Origin of the sequence: Thioalkalivibrio sp. ALJT (genome assembly GCF_000381825.1) — a bacterium.
Lineage (GTDB): Bacteria > Pseudomonadota > Gammaproteobacteria > Ectothiorhodospirales > Ectothiorhodospiraceae > Thioalkalivibrio.
In genome coordinates this window covers 14,807-35,855 of record NZ_KB907128.1, presented here as the reverse complement: position 1 = coordinate 35,855, position 21,049 = coordinate 14,807, and the positions used below count along the sequence as shown (strand labels likewise).

Below are 21,049 nucleotides of genomic sequence, written 5' to 3'. Positions count from 1 at the left end.
ATCGTCGCGAGTGTCGGGCAGGAAAGCGAGGCTTTTTGGGGGTCTCTCGGGGCGCATAGTGGGGACGATGGACCGAGAGCGCGCGCGGAAAAGGGAGCGCTGTCCCGCACGCACAGCCGATCCGTCCCCACTCCGACAGGCTCCACGAGCGATGCAACGGGGCCTGGCGGGACAATGGCTGGACCGGTTAGCCGAGGTCGCGGCGGATACGGGCGAACAGGTCGCGGAACATCGCCGGGGTCAGGCGGCGGGTCTGGGTGTTGTAGCGCGAGCAGTGGTAAGAGTCGACCAGGAGGGTGTTCGCGTCCAGCTCGTGCTCCGCGCCATGGGCGAACCGCAGGCTGGACAACGGCAGGCCCTTTGCACGCAGGATGGCATCATGCGCGATCTTGCCCAGCGCCAAGATCACCTGCGGCTGCATGGCCGCCATCTCGGCGGCAAGGAAGCCGTTGCAGGTACGGATCTCCGCGGTGGTGGGCTTGTTCTGCGGCGGCAGGCATTTCACCGCGTTGGTAATGCGGCAGTCGATGAGCTCCAGTCCGTCGTCTGCCCGTGTGCTCTCCGGCGCGCTGGCAAAGCCGTGCGCGTGCAGGGTCTCGTACAGCAGCACCCCTGCGTAATCTCCGGTGAACGGGCGCCCGGTCGCATTGGCACCGTGCATCCCGGGCGCCAGCCCCACGATCAACAGACGTGCCGTCAACGGCCCGAAGGAGGGCACCGGTGCGGCATGGTAGTCAGGGTGCTGCGCCCGGACATCCGCCAGGAACGTGGCCAGGCGCGAACAGGCCCGGCAGTCCGCCGCGAAGATTGCGGGTGGCTCAGGGGGCATCCGGCCAGCCGCGGTAAGGGTTACGGGCGAGCTCGGTGTTGTAGTAGCGCGGGTCGTGGGAGACCTCATCCCCCAGCCAGGCCGGGCGCGGGAACTCGGCATCGCTGCTCGGCAATTCCAGTTCGGCCACGATCAGCCCGGCGTTGGCCCCCTCGAACACGTCGATCTCGTATTCCCAGCCTTCGACATCGACCCAGTAACGGGTCTTCTCGACCTGCGGGCCGGCCAGGGTGTCGAGCAAACGGTGCGCCTCCTCTGCCGGGATCGGGTACTGGTACTCGTCCCGCTCGACACCCAGGGTCGCGCTCTTGATGTTCAGGTTGGCGCCCTCGTCGTCCACGCGCACGCGAATGGAGGCGCGGTCGTTGCCGCAGAGGTAGCCCTGACGCATGCGCCGGGAGCGCACGACCCCCTCGCGCCAGGCATCACTGTTCAGCAGGAACTTGCGTTCGATCTCGCGACCCATCTAATGGACTCCCTTCTTGCGGCGACCTCCCCGGTGATCCTTCCCGGGAGCCACGGACCCGTGTTGCCCCTGGTGCGCACTACATCCGGATCAGTGCGGAACCCCAGGTGAAGCCGCCACCAAAGGCCTCGGTCAGGATCAGATCCCCCTTCTTGATCCGCCCGTCGCGCACGGCGGTATCCAGCGCCAGCGGGATGGACGCAGCGGAGGTGTTCCCGTGCCGGTCCACCGTCACGACCACGTTGTCCATGGACATGTTCAGCTTCTTCGCGGTCGCCTGGATGATGCGGATGTTCGCCTGATGCGGCACCAGCCAGTCCAGCTCGGATTTGTCGATGCCGTTGTATTCCAGCGTCTCGTCGACGATCTGGTCCAGCGTGTTCACCGCCACGCGAAAGACTGCCCGGCCCTCCATGCGGATAAACTCGAGGTCCGGATTCTCGCTGGGCTGGGAGACGCCACCCGGCACCTCCAGCAGGCCCTTGTGGTGGCCATCGGCATGCAGATGGGTGGAGATGATGCCCGGGTCGGGCGAACGCGACAGCACCACCGCGCCCGCGCCATCACCCCACAGGATGCAGTTGCTGCGGTCGGTGTAATCGGTAATGCGTGACAGCGTCTCCGCACCGACCACCAGCACATGCCGGATCTCGTCGCTCTGCATGAAGCGATCGGCGGTGGCCAGGGCATACACGAAACCGCTGCAAACCGCCTGGATATCGAACGCCGGGCACCCACCAACCCCCAGCTTGGCCTGCAGGATGCACGCGGTGCTGGGAAAGATCTGGTCCGGGGTCGTGGTCGCCACCAGGATCAGGTCCAGATCGGCGGCGCGAACCCCGGCTGCATCCAGCGCGCGTTCCGCGGCCTTCAGCGCGAGGTCGGAGGTCACCTCGTTTTCCGCCACGATGTGCCGCTCGCGAATCCCGGTGCGCTCGCGGATCCAGGCATCCGAGGTATCCACCATCGCCTCCAGCTCGGCGTTGGTCAGAATTCGTTCCGGCAGGTAGCTCCCTGTTCCGCTGATACGTGCATGCTTCACTCGCTGCTCTCCTGCCCCAGCAACTGCCCCAGCTGCTTGTCGATACGCCGCGAGATATTCGCCTCGGCCTCGATGCGGGCAATCCGGATGGCGTGTTCAAAGGCCAGTTCGTCCGCACTGCCGTGGCTCTTGATCACAACGCCCTGCAGCCCCAGCAGCGAGGCGCCGTTGTAGCGCCGGTGATCAAAACGATGACGCAGGCGCCGCAGCACCGGCAACGCGAACAAACCGGCCAGCCGCGAATAAACCGAGGCGCGGAATTCGGCCTTCATGTTCGCGGAAATCATCTTGGCGACACCTTCGCTGGTCTTCAGCGCAACGTTGCCAACAAAGCCGTCACAGACCACCACGTCCACATCGCCACAGTAGACGTCGTTGCCTTCTACGAAACCGATATAGTTGAGGCTGGACGTCTCCAGCATGCGTCCGGCTTCACGCACGCGGTCGTTGCCCTTGATGGCCTCGGAACCGATGTTCAGCAGGCCGACGCGCGGGGCCTCGAGACCGTCCACGGCATTCGCCAGTACCGAACCCATCACCGCAAACTGGTAGAGATGGGAGGCCTCGACGTCGACATTCGCACCCAGGTCCAGCATGTGGGTATGCCCCACCATGGACGGCAGGGCCGTGGCGATAGCCGGGCGATCAATACCGGGAAGGGTCTTCAGGACATAGCGCGCAGTGGCCATCAGCCCGCCGGTGTTGCCGGCCGAGACACAGGCCTGGGCGCTGCCATTCTTGACCTGATCGATGGCCACGCGCATGGAGGAGTCACGCTTGTTGCGCAATGCAACAGCCGGGAGCTCTTCCATGCCGACCACCTGGCTGGCATGGACGATCTCGACGCGCTCGCGTTCGGCTGCCGACCACTCCGACAGGCCCGACTCGATGGTCTCCTGATCACCGACCAGCAGCAGTCGGAAATCATCCGCGCCCTTCAGGGCTCGCTGCGCCGCCGGCAGGACAACGGGGGCTCCATGGTCGCCGCCCATCACGTCCAGTGCGATGGTAAAGCTGGCTGTCATCTTCGGGTCCGACGCTCGGCCGCTACACGACCGGATTCAAACACGGAAAGGCCACGGTGCAGGTGCAGCCGTGGCCCCGGGACGGTCATGTCCTGGACCGTTTTAATCTTCGTCTTCGTCGACTTCGACGTCCTTCTGGATCACCTGACGACCGCGGTAGAAGCCGTCGGGGGTCAGGTGATGCCGGCGATGGATCTCGCCAGTGGTCGGGTCGGTGGACAGGGTAGCGCCCTTGAGCCCGTCGTGGGACCGGCGCATATCGCGCTTGGAACGGGTCTTGCGGCGTTGCTGAACAGCCATGATGGATCTCCAGATTAATCAAATCCCGTGGCGACGGGAGTAAGCCCGATACGGAAACGGGCGCAAGTATAACGGTTTGATCAGGGCAATGCCCCGGTCCGCGTTCACATTCGGAAAACGCCAGTCCGCGCTTTCTTCAGGAGCTATCCCCTCCGGGACCGCTCTTCTTGAGTTGTTCGAGCACCGCAAACGGGTTGTCGCCGCGCTCGCCGGCCTCGAACTCGGGTCCGGCGGCGGGCTCGCAGTCCTCGTGGCGTGGCACCAGCGGCCAGGCCAGCAGGATCTCTTCCTCGACCCACACCGCCGGACGCAGCAGCCCGTCGGCCTCGAGTTCAACGCGGTCGTCATCCTCGCCGACCCCGGCCGGCATGCCCTCCGACGACTGCAGCACCGCATCCGGCTGCAGACGGAACGCCCAGGCCATGGGCTGCAGGCAGCGCTGGCAGGTGAGCCACAGCTCACCGGTAATCGTGCCGCTCAATCGCATCTCGTTCAGCGGCCCGCGCTCCAGCCGGAACTGCGCATGGACCCGCAGCGGATGTCCCGGCAACGCGTCAGCGCTCAATCGCGGCAAGTCCTCGGGACGCAACCCGCCCTCGAATTCGAGGTGCCGGGCACGCGGTTGCCATGGATCGAGGGAGACGGGAATACGGCTCATAAACGGCTCGCTTGCAAGGGCGCGGAATATACGCGCGCGCGGGACGAGTGTCAAAGCGAAACAGAAACTTGCAGGCTCCGCAAACGACGTCAATACTCGGGTCTTGTCGACCTGCCCGGGGCCTTCCGTTTGATACGCAAGTTGCTCATTGCCAACCGGGGCGAAATCGCCGTACGGCTGATCCGGGCCTGCAGCGAACTCGGGATCATCTCGGTCGCGGTCTACACCGATGCCGACCGCCACGCCCTGCACGTGAAGAAGGCGGACGAGGCCTACGCCATCGGCCCCGATTCCATGGGTGGCTATCTCAGCATCCATCGTCTGATCGGCGTGGCGAGCGCGGCCGGCTGCGATGCCGTGCATCCGGGCTACGGATTTCTGTCCGAGAACCCGGATTTCGCCGCCGCCTGCGCCGCGCGCAACCTGATCTGGGTGGGGCCGGATGCCGGCGTGATCCGCCGCATGGGCGACAAGGTCGCGGCACGCCAGGCCATGATCGAGGCCGGTGTTCCGGTCACGCCCGGCTCCGACGGCAACCTGGAGGATGCCGCGGCGGCACTGGAGGTCGCCGAACGCATCGGCTATCCGGTCATGCTGAAGGCCACCAATGGCGGCGGCGGGCGCGGGATCCGGCTGTGCGAGGACGCCGCGGCACTTGCACACAACTTCGAGCGCGTACGTTCGGAGGCAACCCGCGCCTTCGGCAGCACGGAGATCTTCCTCGAGAAGGCCGTAGTCAACCCGCGGCACATCGAGGTGCAGATCCTCGGCGATGCGCACGGTCATGCAATCCACCTGTTCGAGCGCGACTGCTCGGTACAGCGGCGCCACCAGAAACTGGTGGAGATCGCGCCCTCGCCGCAACTCAACGAGGCCCAGCGCGAACACCTGGGCGAGCTGGCCGTGCGTGCCGCGAAGGCCGTCGGCTATCAGAACGCGGGGACCGTCGAGTTCCTGATGGACTCCGACGACTCCTTTTATTTCATGGAGATGAACACCCGTCTTCAGGTCGAACATCCGGTGACCGAGATGATCACCGGGATCGATATCGTGCAGGAACAGCTGCGCATCGCCGCCGGCGAGCCGCTGCGCCATACCCAATCGGACATTACCCGCCGCGGCTACGCCATGGAGTTCCGCATCAACGCGGAGGATCCGAAGAACGACTTCCTGCCGAGTTTCGGCCGCATCACGCGCTATTTCGCCCCGGGCGGCCCGGGGGTACGCACCGACGGCGCGATCTATACCGGCTACACCATCCCGCCACATTACGATTCGATGTGCGCCAAGCTGATCTGCTGGGCGCTGGAATGGGATGACCTCCTGGCACGTGCCAGCCGGGCGCTGCGGGATATCGGCGTGTTCGGGGTGCGAACGACCATCCCGTTTCATCTGGCCATCGTGAACCACCCGACCTTTCGCAGCGGCCGCTTCGATACCGGATTCGTCGCCGCCCACCCGGAACTGACGCATTTCCCCGGCAAACGCTCGGACCGCCAACTGGCGGTCGCCGTGGCCGCCGCCATCGCCGCCCACCACGGGCTTTAAGGAAACACCCTGCCCCGCACGGACACCGGAATGACCATGGATCCAGTTCACATCACCGATGTCACCCTGCGCGATGGCCACCAGAGTCTGATCGCGACCCGCATGCGCACCGAGGACATGCTGCCGATCTGCCCACAGCTGGACGCGATCGGGTTCCACTCGCTGGAGGTCTGGGGCGGCGCCACCTTTGACGCCTGCCTTCGCTTTTTGAAGGAAGACCCCTGGGAGCGCCTGCATCAGTTGAAGGCCGCCCTGCCGAATACACCGTTGCAGATGCTGCTGCGGGGCCAGAACCTGCTGGGCTACCGCCATTACGGCGACGATGTGGTGCGCGCCTTCGTCGAGCGCTCGATCGCCGGGGGCATCGAGATCATCCGCATATTTGACGCGATGAATGATGCCCGCAACCTGCGGACCGCGATCGAGGCCACGCGCGCGGCGGGTGGCCACGCCCAGGGCACGCTGTGCTACACCACCGGCCCGGTGCACTCGGCGGCCGAGTTCGTGGGTCTGGCGCGCGAGCTGGTAGCCATGGGCGCACAAAGCATCGCCATCAAGGACATGGCAGGCCTGCTGACCCCGACTGCCACCCACGAACTGGTGAGCGAACTGGTAGCGGCCGTGGACGTACCCATCCATCTGCATGCCCATGCCACCTCGGGGTTGTCCGAACTTTGTCACTGGCGGGCGATCGAGGCCGGCTGCCGCCATATCGAAACCGCGATCTCCGCATTCGCCGGCGGGACCAGCCACCCGCCTACCGAAAGCCTGGTGGCCGCACTGGCCGATACCGAATACGCCACCGGCCTGGACCTGGTGGCGCTGCAGGAGATCGGTCTGTACTTCCACGGGGTACGCAAGAAGTACCATCGCTTCGAAAGCGAATACACCGGCGTGGATACCCGCGTTCAGGTCAATCAGGTCCCCGGCGGGATGATCTCCAACCTCGCCAATCAGCTACGCGATCAGAATGCACTGGAACATTTCGACGCGGTGCTGGACGAGATCCCCAGGGTTCGCGAAGACCTTGGCTACCCCCCGCTGGTCACGCCCAGCTCGCAGATCGTGGGCACCCAGGCCGTAATGAACGTCCTTTCCGGCGAGCGCTACAAGACCATCACCAATGAGGTCAAGCAGTATCTGAGCGGGCACTACGGCCGTGCCCCCGGCCCGATCAACACGGTCGTACGGCAGCAGGCCATCGGCAATGCCGAGGTCATCGACTGCCGCCCGGCCGATCGCATCGCCCCCGAAATGGACACGCTCGTGCGCGAGATTGGCGAACGCGCCGAGTCCACCGAGGACGTGCTCACCTGCGCCCTGTTCCCGGAAATCGGGCGCCAGTTCCTGGAGCAGCGCCGCGACGGCACCCTGACCCCGGAGCCGCTGCACCCGCCCGAGAACACTCAGGTCGGCTGTCCGGCCCCGGTCGAGTTCAACGTCACCTTCCACGGCGAGACCTACCACATCCAGGTCACCGGCTCCGGCCATCACCGGGAGGACACCCGCCCGATGTATGTGACAGTGGATGGCATACCGGAAGAGGTGCAGATCGAAACCCTGGACACCATCGAGACGGCTGACAACCATGCCGCAGGCGGCGGTAGCAACCGCAAGGGGTCCCGCCGCGCGACGCGCCCCGGCGATGTCACCACCTCCATGCCCGGCACCATCATCGATGTCCTGGTGGCCGCGGGCGACCGGGTCGAGGCCGGCCAGCCGGTGCTGGTACTGGAGGCCATGAAGATGGAGTCGGAGATCGCCGCACCGGTTGCCGGGACCGTCACCGCGGTCAACACCAGCAAGGGCGCCGCCGCCAACCCGGACGACGCACTGATCGAGATCGACGCCGACGATGGCTGAGACCCCGCGCCCGCTGGTCCTCGCCTCGACATCGACCTATCGGGCCGAGCTGCTCGGGCGCCTGCGGCTCGCATTTGCAACCGCGCGCCCCGAGATCGACGAGAACCCACTGCCACAGGAGTCCCCCGCGGCCATGGTCATGCGCCTGGCAGAGGCCAAGGCCCGTGCGGTGGCCCCCGCCTTCCCCGACCATCTGGTGATCGGCTCCGACCAGAATGCCAGCCATGCCGGCCACATCCTCGGCAAGCCCGGCGATCCGGCCCGCGCCGAGGCACAACTGGCCGCCCTGTCAGGGGAAACGGTCACCTTCCATACCGGCCTGTGCCTGCTCGATACCGTAACCGGTCGGGCCCGCGTCGATCAGGTGCCGTTCACCGTGACCTTCCGCCCACTCGCCGCGGACGAGATCCGCCACTATGTCGCGCTGGATCAGCCCCTGGACTGCGCCGGCAGCTTCAAGTCCGAAGGCCTGGGCATCAGCCTGTTCACCCGCATGGCCGGGGACGACCCCACGGCGCTGATCGGACTGCCGCTGATCACCCTGGGCCACTGGCTGCGCGCGGCAGGAGTTGCAGTACCACCCGCCGCGCCCTGACAAGCTGCCATTACAACCAGGCGCGCCCGGGAGCCCCCGCAAACCCGCAGCCTCCTGGCCCCGGTCCTGCCACGGCTTGCGGGCCAGGGGGACGCGGGTCCATCAGCGTCTGCCCAGGATTTGCACAACGGCGCCGCGCCCGGTGTGAAGCCGCCCCTCGACCACGTCGCGTTCACGCTCGACGGCCTCCTCGAAATCCAGCCCGTCCAGCTCCTCGACCAGGCCGTCCAGGGTCATCATCAGCTCCGCAGTCGGCGGACCGCCGGTGCCCCATTCCAGTTGCGCCGGCGTGTAGGCCTCAAGGATGAATACCCCGCCGGGACGCAGCCCCGTCACCACCTCCGCATGCAGGCGCTTCCGGATCGACGCCGGCACATGGCAGAAGATCGAGGTGATCAAGTCCCAGGCATCGGGCTCGATCGCATAATCGGCAAGATCAGCTACCAGGGTCTCGATCCGCACGCCGCGATCCTCCGCCAGGCGTTGGGCCTTCTGCAGCCCAACCGCGGAGCTGTCCACTGCCAGCACGTCAAAGCCCTGTTGCGCCAGATAAACCGCATTGCGACCTTCACCCTCGCCCAGGCACAGAGCTCTTCCGGGGGGCACACTGGCCACCGCGGCACGCAGAAAATCATTCGGTTCGGTGCCGTAGACGTAGTCGTCCGTGGCGTAGCGTTCGTTCCACATTACCTGTCTCCTCCGGGTCCGGTCGGCAGCCGCACGTTCTACCACAGCCACCAACCATGCGAATGCCTGCGCGTTAGACGGCTCTGCACCACGCGGCCGTCGATTGCCGGAGCCCCTTCTTTACCCTACTCTTGCGCCTCCCCGAGCACTGCAACGAACCGCAAAACCATGAGCGAGACCCCCACGCTGCGCACCCGACTGCAAGGCTTTATCGAGGCCCGGCTGACCCAGCGCTTCATCATCGGCCTGATCCTGCTGAACGCCCTGACCCTGGGCCTGGAGACATCCGCGACCGTGATGGGCTGGATGGCCCCGGTTATCCAGAGTGCCGATGTCATCATCCTGACGATCTTCACCGCCGAGGTACTGGCCAAGCTGTTCGTTTACCGCCTGGCCTTCTGGCGCAACCCCTGGAATGTGTTCGACTTCTTCGTGGTGGGAATCGCACTGATCCCGGCCTCCGGACCGTTCTCGGTGCTGCGCGTACTGCGTCTGCTGCGCCTGGTCTCGATGGTGCCGAAGCTGCGCTTTATCGTCGAGGCACTGCTGCGCGCCATCCCCGGCATCGTGTCGATCATCGGTCTGCTGGCGCTGATCTTCTACGTCTTCGCGATCATCGCCACCGGCCTGTTCCGCGAAAGCCATCCGGAATGGTTCGGCACCCTGGGGGCCTCCATGTACACCCTGTTCCAGGTCATGACGCTGGAAAGCTGGTCCATGGGCATCAGCCGCCCGGTCATGGAGGAACACCCCTGGGCCTGGGCCTTCTTCGTGCCCTTCATCCTGATCGCCACCTTCACCGTACTGAACCTGTTCATCGCGATCATCGTGGACGCGATGCAGCGCATGCATGACCGCGCGGTCGAGATCGAACAGCAGGTGATCCACGACAGCGTGCACGAGGAAAACAAGGCGTTGCATTCGGAGATCCACCAGCTGCAACAGGAAATGGTCCAGCTCCAGGAACGCCTGATCCGCATGCAAAGCATGCTGGAGAAGCGGCCAAAGTAAACGCCTTTGCGTGCCCCAATGGCCCCCGTCATTGCCGAACACACAGCCGCGTGCTTCAATATCAGAAAATGAAGCACACCCAAGGGGGCGCCATGAAAGAGCTCAACGTCCGCGAGATGCGGGCCTCCATCGGCCACCTGGACGAAATCGTACAGGCGTCCGGCGAAATCACCATCACCCGTCACGGAAAACCCATTGCACGGGTTCTGCCCGTTCGTCGCGGGCGTCAGCGTCCCGACCACCACGAGCTTCGCCAGCGCACCTCGCAGCTGATTCCCTCGGAGACCCTCCTCAGGGAAGAGCGCGATGAGCGCGGATGAACGGTGCTACCTCGACACCAGTGCCCTGGCCAAGTGGTACCTGAACGAACCGGGCTCCGAGGCCTTTGTCGACTACCTGAAAAAGGTTGACATCGCCATCATCAGTCGCCTGGTGGCCACAGAACTGCGGTCCCTGCTCGCACGGCGCCGACGCGTGGGCGAACTGCCGCAGGAGCTGGAAACGATCATCTTCGCCACCTTCCAGGACGACATCTCCAGCGCCTCGTTACAGCTTTATCCCTTCGACGACTCACTCTTCGAGGAAGCAACCAACCTGATCACCCGCTACCCCGAACACCCGCTACGGACGCTGGACGCCCTGCACATCGCAACTGCGCGTCATCACGAGATTCCAGTGATTGCCACCGCAGACAACGCCCTGGCGGATGCGGCTTCATCAATGGGCCTGACCGTTCGTCGATTCTGAAGTCTCCGGCACCCGACGCGCTGTAGAAGCGGGTGAAGCAAAGAGCCCGGGACGGAACCCGGCTGCGGCGCTCCGGCGCGGGCTTCGCCGCCAGGGCGGCTCCTACAGAACCGCACCCCCGGTAGGAGCCTGCTTGCAGGCGAAGCCCCCGCCAAAGCCCGCCCCACCTCAACGACCGGCGCTTGCGTGGCCCTCAACGCCTCCCCTGCGCGCCCTCGGACGCACGGGAGGGCACGGGATCAGGCGTTGGCGGCAACCGGTTCGGCGGCGCGTTCGCCCAGACGGCGACCGGTAGCGTTCAGTACGGCCTGCAATGTGGCGGCGGTCGTGTCCTCACCCAGGGCAACCCCCACTGAGCGCTCGCCATCGACCTGCACATCAACCGCGGCCATCGCGTACGCCTCGGTGCCGGACTCCATCGCGTGCTCGTCAAAGTGGTTCACCTTGACCTCCACACCCCGGTCGGCCTTCATCGCAGCGGTCAAGGCCTCGACCGCGCCATGACCCTCGCCCTGCAGGCGCGACTCGCGCCCCGGCGGGCCCATGGTCGCGTCCAGCCGCACCACCGGGCCTTCCTTCTCGATCTCGTAGCGCACCAGATCCCAGCCGGCGACCGGCGTCAGATAGTGCTGCTCGAACAGCTCGTGGATGCGCTTCGAGGAGACCTCGACCTGCGAGGTCTCGGCATCCTTCTGCACGATGCGGGCAAATTCGATCGCCAGCCAGCGCGGCAGCTCGATGCCGTAATCGCGCTCCAGCACATGCGTCACGCCGCCCTTGCCGGACTGACTGTTAATGCGCACGACCTCCTCGTAGCGCCGGCCCAGATCGCCCGGGTCGATCGGCAGGTAAGGCACGTTCCAGTGACCACCCTGCTCCTTGTAATGCGCCAGCCCCTTGCGAATCGCATCCTGGTGGCTGCCGGAAAACGCGGTGTACACCAGCTCGCCGGCCCACGGGTGGCGCGGGTGGATCGGCATGTCGGTGCACTCCTTGTACACGTCCATCAGCCGTTCCATGTCGGACAGATCGATGGTCGGGTCGATCCCCTGCGAGTACAGGTTCATGCCGACCGTGACCAGATCCATGTTGCCGGTGCGCTCGCCGTTGCCGAACAGCGTGCCTTCCAGGCGATCGGCCCCGGCCAACAGGCCCAGCTCGGCCGCGGCCACACCAGTCCCGCGATCGTTGTGCGTATGCAGCGACACACAGAAGTGCTCGCGATACTGCACGTGATCGCAGAACCACTCGACCTGGTCGGCGAAGACGTTCGGCGTGGCGGACTCGACCGTGGCCGGCAGGTTGATCACCACCTTCTGGCCCTGATCCGGGCGCCAGATCGCGTTGACCGCGTCCACGACCTCGACCGCGTAGTCCAGCTCGGTGGTGGAGAAGCTCTCCGGCGAGTACTGGAAGATCCAGTCCGTCTGCGGATACTTCGCCGCGTAGTCACGCACCCAGCGCGCGCCGTTCTCGGCGATGCCGCGGATGCCGGCGCGGTCCATGCGGAAGACCTGCTCGCGCTGCGCCGGGTTGGTGGAGTTGTACACGTGCACCACCGCGCGCGGCGCACCCTCCAGCGCCGCGAAGGTCTTCTGGATCAGGTCCTCGCGGGCCTGCGTCAGCACCTGAACATAGACGCCCTCGGGAATACGGTCCTCCTCGATCAGGCGCCGGGTGAAGTCGTAGTCGATCTGCGAGGCAGAGGGAAAGCCGATCTCGATCTCGGTCAGGCCGATATCCACCAGCACCTCGAAGAAGCGCATCTTCTGCTCGACACTCATCGGGTGCACCAGCGCCTGGTTGCCGTCGCGCAGGTCCACCGCGCAGAAACGCGGCGCAACCGTGGTGCGCTGCGCCGGCCAGCGGCGGTCCGCCTTGTCGATCGGCGGGAACGGGGCGTATTTGGTGTGATCGAAGGCCATGGTGCTTGTCTCCTGTAAGGGCGCGGCCTCGCCATGGAGGCGACCACCACGCTCCGGATTTCGGTCTGTGCATTATCCTAACGCATCCACCCGAGCATAACCTTGCGTTTTTCCCTATCAAGGCCTTAGAAGGGATCTATCATTGCGCAATAAAGCTTCATATGCGCAATAATCCACCCATGAAACCGCAACCGCACTCACTGGACCGCTTTGATCGCCGCATCCTCGAAATCCTGCAGGAGGATGCCAGCCTGTCGAACCAGGCCCTGGCCGATCGCGTCGGACTCAGCCCCTCGCCCTGCCTGCGCCGGGTACGCGCACTGGAGCAGGCCGGCATCCTGCTGCGCCGCGTGGCCCTGCTGGACCGGCGCGCCCTGGGCCTGGAGCTGACCGCCCTGATCCACATCGGCATGGACCGCCACACCCCGGAACGCTTCGCGCATTTCGAGGAAACCGTGGCCGGCTACCCCGAGGTCCAGCACTGCTACCTGATCACCGGGCAGTCCGCCGACTACATGCTGCAGGTGGTAGTCCCCGACATGGATGCCTATCAGGACTTCCTGTTGCGGCGCATCACCCGCCTGGAGGGCGTGGACAGCGTGCACTCCAGCTTCGTCCTGCGCCGCGTCGTCGACCGCACCGCCCTGCCGCTGGACTACACCCCCGCCTGAAAACCCGGCGCGAGTTCACCACCAGACCCACGCAGGCAGCAGGAAGAAAAGAAGGCTGGAAGACAGCTAGCGTGATGCCGGGCGGCGCCGGGCACGAAGGTCAGAAGCGAATATGCATACCTGTCCGACAGGGTCTTTCCCCTGAAACCACCCCGACCTTCCGGCCTGCCTGCAAATCGCCCTTGCCCTGTAGCGAGTCATCCGGATACTGTATATATAAACAGATACCGGAGGGCGCCTTGTGTCGCTTACTGAACGCCAGCAGGCCATCCTCGACTACATCACCGAGACCGTTGCCACTCAGGGCACGGCGCCCACCCGCAACGAGATCGCCCGGGCCTTCGGCTTTCGCTCCCCCTACGCGGCCGAATGCCACCTGAAGGCGCTGGCAAAAAAGGGCGCCATCGAACTGCTGGGCGGCACCTCGCGCGGTATCCGCCTGCCGGGGGCGGCGCGCGGCATCCCGCGCGAGCTGCCCCTGGTCGGGCGCGTCGCCGCCGGCCTGCCGATCCTTGCTACCGAACACATCGAGCGCCACTACCGCATCGACGACGCCCTGTTTCGTGCCCACCCCGACTACCTCCTGCGCGTGCATGGCGAGAGCATGCGCGACGCCGGCATCCTCGACGGCGATCTGCTGGCCGTGCGCCAGACCCCGGAGGCCCGGCCCGGTCAGATCGTGGTCGCCCGCATCGAGGACGAGGTCACCGTGAAGCGCTTCGCGCAGGACGGCCCGCAGGTGCGCCTGCTCCCGGAGAATCCCGACTTCACCCCCATCGAGATCGACCTGGAACACCAGGAACTGGCCATCGAAGGGATCGGGGTTGGCGTCCTGCGAGACCTGGAACCACGGGACTAGGACATGGCTGCGCTGGACGCCCTGCTCGAGCACCCGGCCCTCTGGCGTGGCCGCAGCACGGTTCCGCCCGCCGGCACCCCGGTCTGGCCCAGCGGCCACCCCCCGCTGGATCACGCCCTGGGGGGTGGCTGGCCACGCGGCCAACTGGTCGAGTTACTGGGCGCCCCGTTCGGCTGCGGCGAGACCCGGCTGCTGGCCCCGATGCTGGCGGCCTGCGGCCAGGCGGGCTACAGGATTGCGCTAATCGCACCACCGGCCACGCCCTGGCTGCCCGGCTGGCAGGCACTCGGCATCCCTGCCGAACGCGTGCTGCTGATCCGTGCCGACGCGGACCGTGATCGCCTTTGGGCCAGCGAGCAGTGCCTGCGCGACCCGGCCTTCGGCGCCCTGCTCGCCTGGCTGCAGGGCCCGGTGGAGATCGCCCTGCTGCGCCGCCTGCGTCTCGCCGCCGCGGAAAGCCGGGCCTGCGCCATCCTGTACCGTCCGCCACAGGCCGCACAGCAGCCCTCCCCCGCCCATCAACGCCTGCAGTGGCAGCCGGCCGGCAACGGGCTGCGACTGCACAGCCTCAAGGGCCGGGGAGGCTGGACGCGTTCGGGGCAGCCCCTGCATATCCCCGATCCACAGCCGCTGCCCGGTACCTGAGCATGGGCCGCCCTGCCCGCCATTCACCCCCCGGCACGCCTCCACCCCGGCACCAGCTGAGCCTGATCCCGGACACCTCCCCGCTGCCCGCCCCCGAGCCGTCCCGCCCGCCGCCTCCCGACGCCACCGGACACGATCACTGGATGGCGGTCGAGCTGCCGCACCTGGCCCTGGAACAGCTGGCCCGCAGCGAACCCACCCCGGCGCGCGGTACGCCACTGCTGATAGTAGAATCCGGCCCGCGCCAGCGGGTACACGCAGCCAGCCGGGCCGCACGCCGCGCCGGGGCGCGGCCCGGCATCGCCCTGGCCGATGCCCTGGCCGTGCTGGATACCCCGCACCTGGTCGACTACGATCCGGCAGCACTGCATGCCCAGGTCGAACGCCTCGCCGGGGTACTGCTGCAGTTCAGCGACCACGTCCATCCGGAACCGGCAGCGCAGCGCATCATGCTCGAGGTCGGGCGCAGCCGGCGCCTGTTCGGCGGGCTGGAGGCACTGCGGGAGCAGACCCGCCAGACCCTGGCCGCACTCGGATTCCACGCCCGTATCGGGCTGGCACGCAGCCCGGCCGCCGCACGCCTGCTGGCCGGGCTGCGGCATCCGGAGATCCCGGAGACCGCAGAGGCCCTGCGCCGCACCCTGGGCCCGATACCACTGCAGGCCCTGCCACTGTCCGCCGCCACCTGCGAGGCCCTGCAGGCCACCGGGCTGCGGCGGCTGGAAGACCTGCTGCGACTGTCACGCGAGGCCCTGGCGCAGCGCCACGGCGCCGAACTGATCCGGCTACTGGACCAGCTGCTGGGCCGTCAGCCGGAAACCCTGCCTCGGTTCAGCCCGGCGGCGGAACTGGATCTGCCTCTGCGCCTGGAGCACGAGATTCACGCAACCACCGCACTGGCCTTCCCGCTCAAGCGCCTGCTGCGCCAGGCGGAGGCACAACTGCGCGGCATCGGCCGCAGTCTGCAGGGCATGGCCCTGGAGCTGCAGCATCGCGAGACCCGCACCCGGCTGGAACTGGCGCTCGGGGAACCCGATATCCGCGCCACACAGTGGCTGGAGCTGTGGCAGACTCGACTGGAACGCGTCACCCTGAAGGCCCCGGTCATCGGCCTGCGCCTGCACGCGGACCGGCTGCTCGACCCGCCAACCACGAGCGCGGCCCTGCTGACCACGGCCCCCGGCGACCACGCTACGGCAACCCTACCCACCGCCCCGGCCCGCATCCGCGCGCGCCTGGGCAACGCAGCCGTATGCGGTCTGGAAAACCGCCGGACCCCGTTGCCGGAAGCCGCCCAACGGCCCTGCCCGCAACCCGAGGCCCTGCACCACACGGACACCCTGCCCGCCGCCCAGGGGGTCTGTGGCAATGCCTTCTGGGTACAGGAGCCGGTGTCCATTGCGCCCCCGGTGGCGCCGCAACCGCTGGGACGTCTGGAAGATGGCTGGTGGGATCACGGCCACGACCAGCGCCGTGACTATGCCCTCGCCCGGGACCCACACGGGCGCCGCTTGTGGCTGTTCCGTTGCCTGCGCAGCGGCCGGTGGTTTCATCAGGGCTATTGGGGCTAGTGGGCCATGCGGATTTCGGGACTGACACCCAATCCGCCCGGCGCCACGACAGTCCGCGCATTTACCGGTGGTATTCGCCAGCGCGCTCGGGCTGGTAGAGCACCGCGTCGATACGCACGTGCATTCGGCCGCCACCCGGACGCGGCCATTCGATCTCGTTCCCCTCGGACAACCCCAGCAGGGCACTGCCCACCGGGGCCAGAATCGACAGCGTCCCTCCGCTCTCGTCCATGTCGCGGGGGTAGACCAGCGTCATCTCGAAGACCTCGTCGGATTCGATGACGCGGAAGCGCACACGCGAATTCATGGTCACCACCGTCGGCGGGATCGACTTCGACTCCACAACCTCGGCCCGTTCCAGCTCGGCCTCGAGATCCGCCTTGCCCGGAAAGGCATCGGCCGGCATCGACTCCAGCAGCTTGTCCAGACGTTCCACGTCGGTAGCAGAGACAGTGATCTGCGGCTTGTTCACGTTCACACTCCAAAGGCAACACGCACCCCCCCGGGAGGCGCGTCAAACAGGAAATAAAGGGATTCTCCGGAAACCCGGAAACACGTCTCGAGATTAGCCAAGTCTCGCCCAAAAAGCGATCCAGCACGTCACGTACTCGTGGACACCCTGACTCGCAGTCTGTCCGCACGCCCCATTGGCGCACCTCCCTTGATGGGATTCGCAGCGCTCATCCTATCCTGCGCCCCGGCGAAGGGCGGACCCTGGGAGCCTGTCGGATCCGGGACGGATCGGCTGCGCGCTCGGGACAGGCGTCCCTTGTGCCGCTCTGTCTCGTTATATCGTCCCCACGATGCGCGTCGAGAGACCGAAAAAAGGCCCCGCTCTCCTGCCCGGCGCTCGCGACGATCACCCAAACCCGACAGGCTCCTGGTGGCGAATCAAGAGGCATAATGCCGGTCCGTCGAATAGCAATTGATTGAGATCAAGCCCCTTTGCCGTCCCTTCAGATAAAAGTCCCCATGACAGGGCAACCGTCCGAGGCCACAAGCACGATGCACCTGCAATTCCACGAAACCGCGCCCGGATTCCAGCAACCCATTGAACTGCTGCGCGCCTGCCATCGGCGGATCCTGAACACCCTGGACATCCTCGAGCGCCTGCCCGCCCATCTCTCCACAAAAGGCGCCGACGCCGATGCGCGTGCGGCCGCGCAACGCGTGCTGGACTATTTCCACAAGGCGGCCCCCCATCACCACGCGGACGAAGACGAAGATCTTTTTCCCCTGCTCCGCCGGCATCGCGATGCCGCGGACAGCCCACCCCGGCTGTGCACATGGCTGGACCGCCTGAGCGCCGAACACGAAGTACTCGAGGCCGGCTGGGACCGGCAACGACCGGCCCTGCAGCGGGTTGTCGATCGCAGAACCACGGATCTCCCCGATCCCGGCCCGTGGATCCGCCAGTACCGCCTTCACCTCGACCTCGAGGAACGCGCCATCCTGCCGTTCGCCGAGCGACTGCTGAGCCCGGAAGAGCGCCACACCATCGGCGCATCCATGGCCGCGCGCCGCGGTATCAGCCCCGTTACGGGGGACAACGCCCATGGCTGACTTCGTGCTCGATCTGCGCGGCCTGGCCGAACATGCCCACACCCGCGCCTACTACACCCTGCGCGAGCTGCGCACGGGACAGGTCTTCGAGGTCTGGCTGGATCAGGAGCCGAAGCTCTTGATGGATGCCGTCAGCCTGCAGCTACGCCATGCGATCCACTGGGAGACGCGCGAACAGGGGCCGCCGCTGTGGAAGCTCACGGTACAGCGGCGCGAGGATGTCGCCCCGGTAGATCTGGTCGACCTGCTGGAGCGCGACCACCTGCGCATCGACCGCCTGTTCGCCAGCGCCCTGCACAAGGTGAACGCCGGCGATCTCGAGGGGGCCGCACCGGATTTCCACTCCTACGTGGATGGCCTGCGCCGCCACGTGGAGGTGGAAAACGAACTGATCGTGCCCCTGCTGGATCTGCCCCGAAGCCCGAACGGCCAGGATCCGACCTCGATCATGCTGCGCGAGCACGACGAGATCCTGGAACAGACCACGATGCTGGAGCATGAATTCAGCGAAGGGGTCGACGAGGCCTGGGCCGTGGCCCCGTTTTTCGCCCTGATCTCTGGCGCGCTGGCCAAGCACGAGGGACGCGAGGAGCAGAACCTGTTCCCCCACTGGAGCCGCGCCCTGAGAGAACGTCCGGACGAGGCCGACGAACTTCTGCGCCGAGCACAGGCCCTTCTCGGGAAATCCTGAAGAAAGGGGTTACAGCTTGTTCCCGGAATCCACCCCAGAACCAGCGGGCCCGCCGCCTGAATCGCGGGGCATGGCACCGACGCCACCGGATTGCAGGCTCAAGGATGTGCCGTAGTACCGGGATACCTGCAATGCAGGCGCAGCGGGCAACTTTCACAACGCGGCCGCGGGCGGCAGCGCTCCTTGCCATGCTCCACGATTAGCGCATGCAGGTCATTCAGGGCGGCCACGTCCGCTCCCAGCGCCGCTTCGACCTGTTCACGCAGCACATCGTAAGGCTCCCGCGCTTGCGCCATCTCCAGACGCTCGAACAGGCGTCGGGTATAGGCATCCACCACGAATACCGGGCGTTCGAAGGCATACAGCACGATATCGTCGGCCGTTTCCGGCCCCACACCCTTGACGCCCAGCAACGCCGAACGCAGGTCCGTCGTTTCCAGCGCAGCCAGGGTTTCGATCCCTCCGGATGCCTCCAGAAAATGCAGCAGATGCCGCAGCCGGTCGGCCTTCACGTTGAAATAGCCACTGGGGCGGATCTGTTCAGCCAGTTCTTCCTGGCCGAGCGCCATCAGCCCCTCGGGCGACAGGGCGTCACGGGCACGCAGGTTGGCCAGCGCCTTCTCGACGTTGGTCCAGCTGGTGTTCTGGGTCAGCACGGCACCGACCATCACCTCGAACGCGGTATCCGCCGGCCACCACTTCAGGTCGCCATACTCCCCGCGCAGCGCCTCCAGGAGATCGGGAATCCGCACGCGTCCCTACCGCGGCCGACGTCCACCCGGTTTGCTGCCGCCATCCGGAGACCGACGACCGGAGCGGCCGCCCGCGGGCTTCGCCCCCCGGCCACCCCCACGACCGCCGGAGGGTGTCGACTTGCCGCCCCCTTTTTTCGGGGGCGACGAGCTCCAGCCTTCCTCGCGCGCGGCACGGCTGTTGCGCGACTTGCCCGCAGCCAGCGGCTTGCCGGACCGCTTGCTCCGGGGCGCGCGGCGCGCGCCCCCACGACCGCGCGGACGCACCGATTCCGGCACCGGCAATTCCACCGCGTTGTACAACTCGACCACCTCGCGCGTTTCCAGGTCGCGCACGGCTCCGGTCTTCAACCCCCGACCCAGCACCACCGGCCCGTACCGCACCCGGATCAGGCGACTGACCGTGACCCCGACCGCATCCCAGAGCCGGCGTACCAGCCGGTTGCGGCCCTCGCTGACAATGACGTGATACCAGTGATTCGCACCGTCTCCTCCCTGTTCCTCCAGGCCATCGAAACGCGCGGGGCCGTCTTCCAGTTCGACCCCCTCGCGCAACATATCCAGCGTGGCGGCGGGCACCTCACCCAGCACGCGCACGGCGTATTCGCGTTCCAGCGCCATGCTCGGGTGCATCAGCCGGTTGGCCAGTTCGCCATCGGTGGTGAACAACAACAGGCCGGAGGTATTCAGGTCCAGTCGGCCGACGGCCACCCAGCGCTGTCCCTTCAGTCGGGGCAGACTCGCAAATACCGGACGGCGACCCTCGGGGTCGGATCGGCTGCAGATCTCTCCCACCGGCTTGTGATACACGATCCAGCGATGGGGATGATCGGGACGCCGCACCACCCGCCCGCGCACCCGGATCACGTCATCCGGGTCCACCTGGTCGCCCAGTTGCGCCGTCCGGTTGTTGACTTGAACCTCGCCACGTTCGATCCAGCCCTCGATCTCGCGCCGCGAACCCAGCCCGCGTGCCGCCAGCACCTTCTGTATCCGCTCCGACATTCCCGGAACCCCAGCAACTCATTAAGATGGGCGCCACGATACACCAACAGGACGTGACCATGACCGATTCGACCCCGGCGCCGGCCCCGGTTCGCACCCCGCTGAACATTGCCGTTCTGACCGTTTCCGACAGCCGCGAACTGGCCGAGGATCGCTCCGGCGACGCCCTGGTGGAACGTCTCGAGGGTGCCGGTCACCGGCTGGCCGACCGCCAGCTGGTGAAGGACGACATCTACGCGATCCGCGCCGAACTCGCGCGCTGGATTGCCGAGCCCGAGATCGACGCGGTGCTGACCACTGGCGGCACCGGCATCACCGGCCGCGACGGCACCCCGGAGGCCGCCTCGGTGCTGCTGGACAAGACCATCGAGGGCTTCGGCGAGCTGTTCCGCATGCTCTCCTATGAAGAGATCGGCACCTCCAGCCTGCAGTCGCGCGCCCTGTCCGGCGTGGCCAACGGCACCTACATCTTCGTGCTGCCCGGCTCCACCGGCGCCTGCCGCACCGCCTGGGATCGCATCATCCAGGCCCAGCTCGACGACCGCACCATGCCCTGCAACCTGACCATGCTGATGCCGCGTCTGAAGGAGACCTGA

The 21,049-nt window shown here is 66.5% G+C and carries 24 protein-coding genes; 13 read left to right on the top strand and 11 right to left on the bottom strand.

Going from position 1 to position 21,049, the window contains the following annotated elements:
* Nucleotides 1-187 precede the first annotated feature (187 nt).
* From G332_RS0109535 to G332_RS0109510, 6 genes are all read right to left on the bottom strand, one after another.
* The gene (locus G332_RS0109535) at nucleotides 188-829 is read right to left on the bottom strand and encodes a uracil-DNA glycosylase (RefSeq protein WP_019626772.1); all 642 of its coding nucleotides are present in this window, start codon (nucleotides 827-829) and stop codon (nucleotides 188-190) included.
* Nucleotides 819-1,295, bottom strand: coding sequence for a CYTH domain-containing protein (locus G332_RS0109530; protein WP_019626771.1), 477 nt, complete (start codon nucleotides 1,293-1,295; stop codon nucleotides 819-821). Before G332_RS0109530 ends, G332_RS0109535 begins: the two co-directional genes overlap by 11 nt.
* 79 nt (nucleotides 1,296-1,374) lie before the next feature.
* Entirely contained in the window at nucleotides 1,375-2,337 is a 963-nt protein-coding gene (locus G332_RS0109525; protein ID WP_019626770.1) for a beta-ketoacyl-ACP synthase III, read from the bottom strand.
* Nucleotides 2,334-3,362 carry a phosphate acyltransferase PlsX gene (gene plsX / locus G332_RS0109520; RefSeq protein WP_019626769.1) on the bottom strand — a complete coding sequence of 343 codons (1,029 nt, stop codon included), beginning with the start codon at nucleotides 3,360-3,362 and terminating at the stop codon, nucleotides 2,334-2,336. The genes G332_RS0109525 and plsX overlap by 4 nt, the downstream gene beginning before the upstream one ends.
* A 102-nt stretch (nucleotides 3,363-3,464) precedes the next feature.
* A complete protein-coding gene (gene rpmF / locus G332_RS0109515) occupies nucleotides 3,465-3,662 on the bottom strand; it encodes a 50S ribosomal protein L32 (protein ID WP_019626768.1) in 198 nt (65 codons plus the stop codon).
* Nucleotides 3,663-3,798: 136 nt separating this feature from the next.
* Nucleotides 3,799-4,320: a DUF177 domain-containing protein gene (locus tag G332_RS0109510; RefSeq protein WP_026340759.1), complete on the bottom strand. Its 522-nt coding sequence runs from the start codon at nucleotides 4,318-4,320 to the stop codon at nucleotides 3,799-3,801.
* Nucleotides 4,321-4,449: 129 nt separating this feature from the next.
* On the opposite strand from G332_RS0109510, the gene G332_RS0109505 reads away from it, so the two are divergent.
* The 3 genes from G332_RS0109505 to G332_RS0109495 are packed head-to-tail and all read left to right on the top strand — an operon-like array spanning nucleotide 4,450 to nucleotide 8,326.
* A complete protein-coding gene (locus tag G332_RS0109505; RefSeq protein ID WP_019626766.1) occupies nucleotides 4,450-5,868 on the top strand; it encodes an acetyl-CoA carboxylase biotin carboxylase subunit in 1,419 nt (472 codons plus the stop codon).
* Nucleotides 5,869-5,904: 36 nt separating this feature from the next.
* The gene (oadA, locus tag G332_RS0109500; protein WP_026340758.1) at nucleotides 5,905-7,731 is read left to right on the top strand and encodes a sodium-extruding oxaloacetate decarboxylase subunit alpha; all 1,827 of its coding nucleotides are present in this window, start codon (nucleotides 5,905-5,907) and stop codon (nucleotides 7,729-7,731) included.
* The gene (locus tag G332_RS0109495) at nucleotides 7,724-8,326 is read left to right on the top strand and encodes a nucleoside triphosphate pyrophosphatase (RefSeq protein ID WP_019626764.1); all 603 of its coding nucleotides are present in this window, start codon (nucleotides 7,724-7,726) and stop codon (nucleotides 8,324-8,326) included. Before oadA ends, G332_RS0109495 begins: the two co-directional genes overlap by 8 nt.
* A gap of 102 nt (nucleotides 8,327-8,428) precedes the next feature.
* Here the strand turns inward: G332_RS0109495 and G332_RS0109490 are convergent, their stop codons facing one another.
* On the bottom strand, nucleotides 8,429-9,013 hold the full coding sequence (locus G332_RS0109490) for a bifunctional 2-polyprenyl-6-hydroxyphenol methylase/3-demethylubiquinol 3-O-methyltransferase UbiG (protein ID WP_019626763.1): 585 nt from the start codon (nucleotides 9,011-9,013) through the stop codon (nucleotides 8,429-8,431).
* Between the two features lie 168 nt (nucleotides 9,014-9,181).
* Here G332_RS0109490 and G332_RS0109485 point away from each other — a divergent pair, with 168 nt between their 5' ends.
* The 3 genes from G332_RS0109485 (at nucleotide 9,182) to G332_RS0109475 (ending at nucleotide 10,771) form a co-directional block, all read left to right on the top strand.
* Nucleotides 9,182-10,024: an ion transporter gene (locus tag G332_RS0109485; RefSeq protein WP_019626762.1), complete on the top strand. Its 843-nt coding sequence runs from the start codon at nucleotides 9,182-9,184 to the stop codon at nucleotides 10,022-10,024.
* Between the two features lie 92 nt (nucleotides 10,025-10,116).
* A complete protein-coding gene (locus G332_RS0109480; protein ID WP_019626761.1) occupies nucleotides 10,117-10,344 on the top strand; it encodes a type II toxin-antitoxin system Phd/YefM family antitoxin in 228 nt (75 codons plus the stop codon).
* Complete coding sequence (locus tag G332_RS0109475; protein WP_019626760.1) at nucleotides 10,331-10,771, top strand: type II toxin-antitoxin system VapC family toxin; 441 nt, start codon at nucleotides 10,331-10,333, stop codon at nucleotides 10,769-10,771. The genes G332_RS0109480 and G332_RS0109475 overlap by 14 nt, the downstream gene beginning before the upstream one ends.
* Nucleotides 10,772-11,010: 239 nt before the next feature.
* Here the strand turns inward: G332_RS0109475 and G332_RS0109470 are convergent, their stop codons facing one another.
* Complete coding sequence (locus G332_RS0109470) at nucleotides 11,011-12,696, bottom strand: 2-isopropylmalate synthase (protein WP_019626759.1); 1,686 nt, start codon at nucleotides 12,694-12,696, stop codon at nucleotides 11,011-11,013.
* A 179-nt stretch (nucleotides 12,697-12,875) separates the two neighbouring features.
* Between G332_RS0109470 and G332_RS0109465 the strand changes: the two genes are divergently transcribed.
* The 4 genes from G332_RS0109465 (at nucleotide 12,876) to G332_RS0109450 (ending at nucleotide 16,442) form a co-directional block, all read left to right on the top strand.
* The gene (locus tag G332_RS0109465; protein WP_026340757.1) at nucleotides 12,876-13,367 is read left to right on the top strand and encodes an Lrp/AsnC family transcriptional regulator; all 492 of its coding nucleotides are present in this window, start codon (nucleotides 12,876-12,878) and stop codon (nucleotides 13,365-13,367) included.
* A 241-nt stretch (nucleotides 13,368-13,608) separates the two neighbouring features.
* Nucleotides 13,609-14,226, top strand: coding sequence for a transcriptional repressor LexA (lexA, locus tag G332_RS0109460; RefSeq protein ID WP_019626757.1), 618 nt, complete (start codon nucleotides 13,609-13,611; stop codon nucleotides 14,224-14,226).
* 3 nt (nucleotides 14,227-14,229) lie between these two features.
* Nucleotides 14,230-14,871 carry a translesion DNA synthesis-associated protein ImuA gene (imuA, locus tag G332_RS0109455; protein ID WP_019626756.1) on the top strand — a complete coding sequence of 214 codons (642 nt, stop codon included), beginning with the start codon at nucleotides 14,230-14,232 and terminating at the stop codon, nucleotides 14,869-14,871.
* 143 nt (nucleotides 14,872-15,014) lie between these two features.
* Nucleotides 15,015-16,442: a DNA polymerase Y family protein gene (locus G332_RS0109450; RefSeq protein ID WP_019626755.1), complete on the top strand. Its 1,428-nt coding sequence runs from the start codon at nucleotides 15,015-15,017 to the stop codon at nucleotides 16,440-16,442.
* Between the two features lie 61 nt (nucleotides 16,443-16,503).
* Here G332_RS0109450 and rnk read toward each other — a convergent pair whose 3' ends face one another.
* Nucleotides 16,504-16,914, bottom strand: a complete 411-nt coding sequence (rnk, locus tag G332_RS0109445) for a nucleoside diphosphate kinase regulator (protein WP_019626754.1) — start codon at nucleotides 16,912-16,914, stop codon at nucleotides 16,504-16,506.
* Nucleotides 16,915-17,447: 533 nt separating this feature from the next.
* Here rnk and G332_RS0109440 point away from each other — a divergent pair.
* Nucleotides 17,448-18,005, top strand: a complete 558-nt coding sequence (locus tag G332_RS0109440; RefSeq protein ID WP_019626753.1) for a hemerythrin domain-containing protein — start codon at nucleotides 17,448-17,450, stop codon at nucleotides 18,003-18,005.
* Entirely contained in the window at nucleotides 17,998-18,696 is a 699-nt protein-coding gene (locus tag G332_RS0109435; protein ID WP_019626752.1) for a hemerythrin domain-containing protein, read from the top strand. Before G332_RS0109440 ends, G332_RS0109435 begins: the two co-directional genes overlap by 8 nt.
* A gap of 98 nt (nucleotides 18,697-18,794) precedes the next feature.
* On the opposite strand, the gene G332_RS0109430 is transcribed toward G332_RS0109435, so the two are convergent.
* Together G332_RS0109430 and rluB are read right to left on the bottom strand one after the other, a co-directional pair.
* The gene (locus tag G332_RS0109430) at nucleotides 18,795-19,448 is read right to left on the bottom strand and encodes an endonuclease III domain-containing protein (RefSeq protein WP_019626751.1); all 654 of its coding nucleotides are present in this window, start codon (nucleotides 19,446-19,448) and stop codon (nucleotides 18,795-18,797) included.
* A 6-nt stretch (nucleotides 19,449-19,454) separates the two neighbouring features.
* A complete protein-coding gene (gene rluB / locus G332_RS0109425) occupies nucleotides 19,455-20,453 on the bottom strand; it encodes a 23S rRNA pseudouridine(2605) synthase RluB (protein ID WP_019626750.1) in 999 nt (332 codons plus the stop codon).
* Between the two features lie 59 nt (nucleotides 20,454-20,512).
* On the opposite strand from rluB, the gene moaB reads away from it, so the two are divergent.
* A complete protein-coding gene (moaB, locus tag G332_RS0109420; RefSeq protein ID WP_026340756.1) occupies nucleotides 20,513-21,049 on the top strand; it encodes a molybdenum cofactor biosynthesis protein B in 537 nt (178 codons plus the stop codon).

Excerpts from the sequence above, each read along its gene's own strand:
- G332_RS0109535 (WP_019626772.1), bottom strand. The coding sequence starts at position 829 with ATGCCCCCTGAGCCACCCGCAATCTTCGCGGCGGACTGCCGGGCCTGT.
- G332_RS0109530 (WP_019626771.1), bottom strand. The coding sequence starts at position 1,295 with ATGGGTCGCGAGATCGAACGCAAGTTCCTGCTGAACAGTGATGCCTGG.
- plsX (WP_019626769.1), bottom strand. The coding sequence starts at position 3,362 with ATGACAGCCAGCTTTACCATCGCACTGGACGTGATGGGCGGCGACCAT.
- rpmF (WP_019626768.1), bottom strand. The coding sequence starts at position 3,662 with ATGGCTGTTCAGCAACGCCGCAAGACCCGTTCCAAGCGCGATATGCGC.
- G332_RS0109510 (WP_026340759.1), bottom strand. The coding sequence starts at position 4,320 with ATGAGCCGTATTCCCGTCTCCCTCGATCCATGGCAACCGCGTGCCCGG.
- oadA (WP_026340758.1), top strand. The coding sequence starts at position 5,905 with ATGGATCCAGTTCACATCACCGATGTCACCCTGCGCGATGGCCACCAG.
- G332_RS0109495 (WP_019626764.1), top strand. The coding sequence starts at position 7,724 with ATGGCTGAGACCCCGCGCCCGCTGGTCCTCGCCTCGACATCGACCTAT.
- G332_RS0109490 (WP_019626763.1), bottom strand. The coding sequence starts at position 9,013 with ATGTGGAACGAACGCTACGCCACGGACGACTACGTCTACGGCACCGAA.
- G332_RS0109485 (WP_019626762.1), top strand. The coding sequence starts at position 9,182 with ATGAGCGAGACCCCCACGCTGCGCACCCGACTGCAAGGCTTTATCGAG.
- G332_RS0109480 (WP_019626761.1), top strand. The coding sequence starts at position 10,117 with ATGAAAGAGCTCAACGTCCGCGAGATGCGGGCCTCCATCGGCCACCTG.
- G332_RS0109475 (WP_019626760.1), top strand. The coding sequence starts at position 10,331 with ATGAGCGCGGATGAACGGTGCTACCTCGACACCAGTGCCCTGGCCAAG.
- G332_RS0109470 (WP_019626759.1), bottom strand. The coding sequence starts at position 12,696 with ATGGCCTTCGATCACACCAAATACGCCCCGTTCCCGCCGATCGACAAG.
- G332_RS0109465 (WP_026340757.1), top strand. The coding sequence starts at position 12,876 with ATGAAACCGCAACCGCACTCACTGGACCGCTTTGATCGCCGCATCCTC.
- imuA (WP_019626756.1), top strand. The coding sequence starts at position 14,230 with ATGGCTGCGCTGGACGCCCTGCTCGAGCACCCGGCCCTCTGGCGTGGC.
- G332_RS0109450 (WP_019626755.1), top strand. The coding sequence starts at position 15,015 with ATGGCGGTCGAGCTGCCGCACCTGGCCCTGGAACAGCTGGCCCGCAGC.
- G332_RS0109440 (WP_019626753.1), top strand. The coding sequence starts at position 17,448 with ATGCACCTGCAATTCCACGAAACCGCGCCCGGATTCCAGCAACCCATT.
- G332_RS0109435 (WP_019626752.1), top strand. The coding sequence starts at position 17,998 with ATGGCTGACTTCGTGCTCGATCTGCGCGGCCTGGCCGAACATGCCCAC.
- rluB (WP_019626750.1), bottom strand. The coding sequence starts at position 20,453 with ATGTCGGAGCGGATACAGAAGGTGCTGGCGGCACGCGGGCTGGGTTCG.
- moaB (WP_026340756.1), top strand. The coding sequence starts at position 20,513 with ATGACCGATTCGACCCCGGCGCCGGCCCCGGTTCGCACCCCGCTGAAC.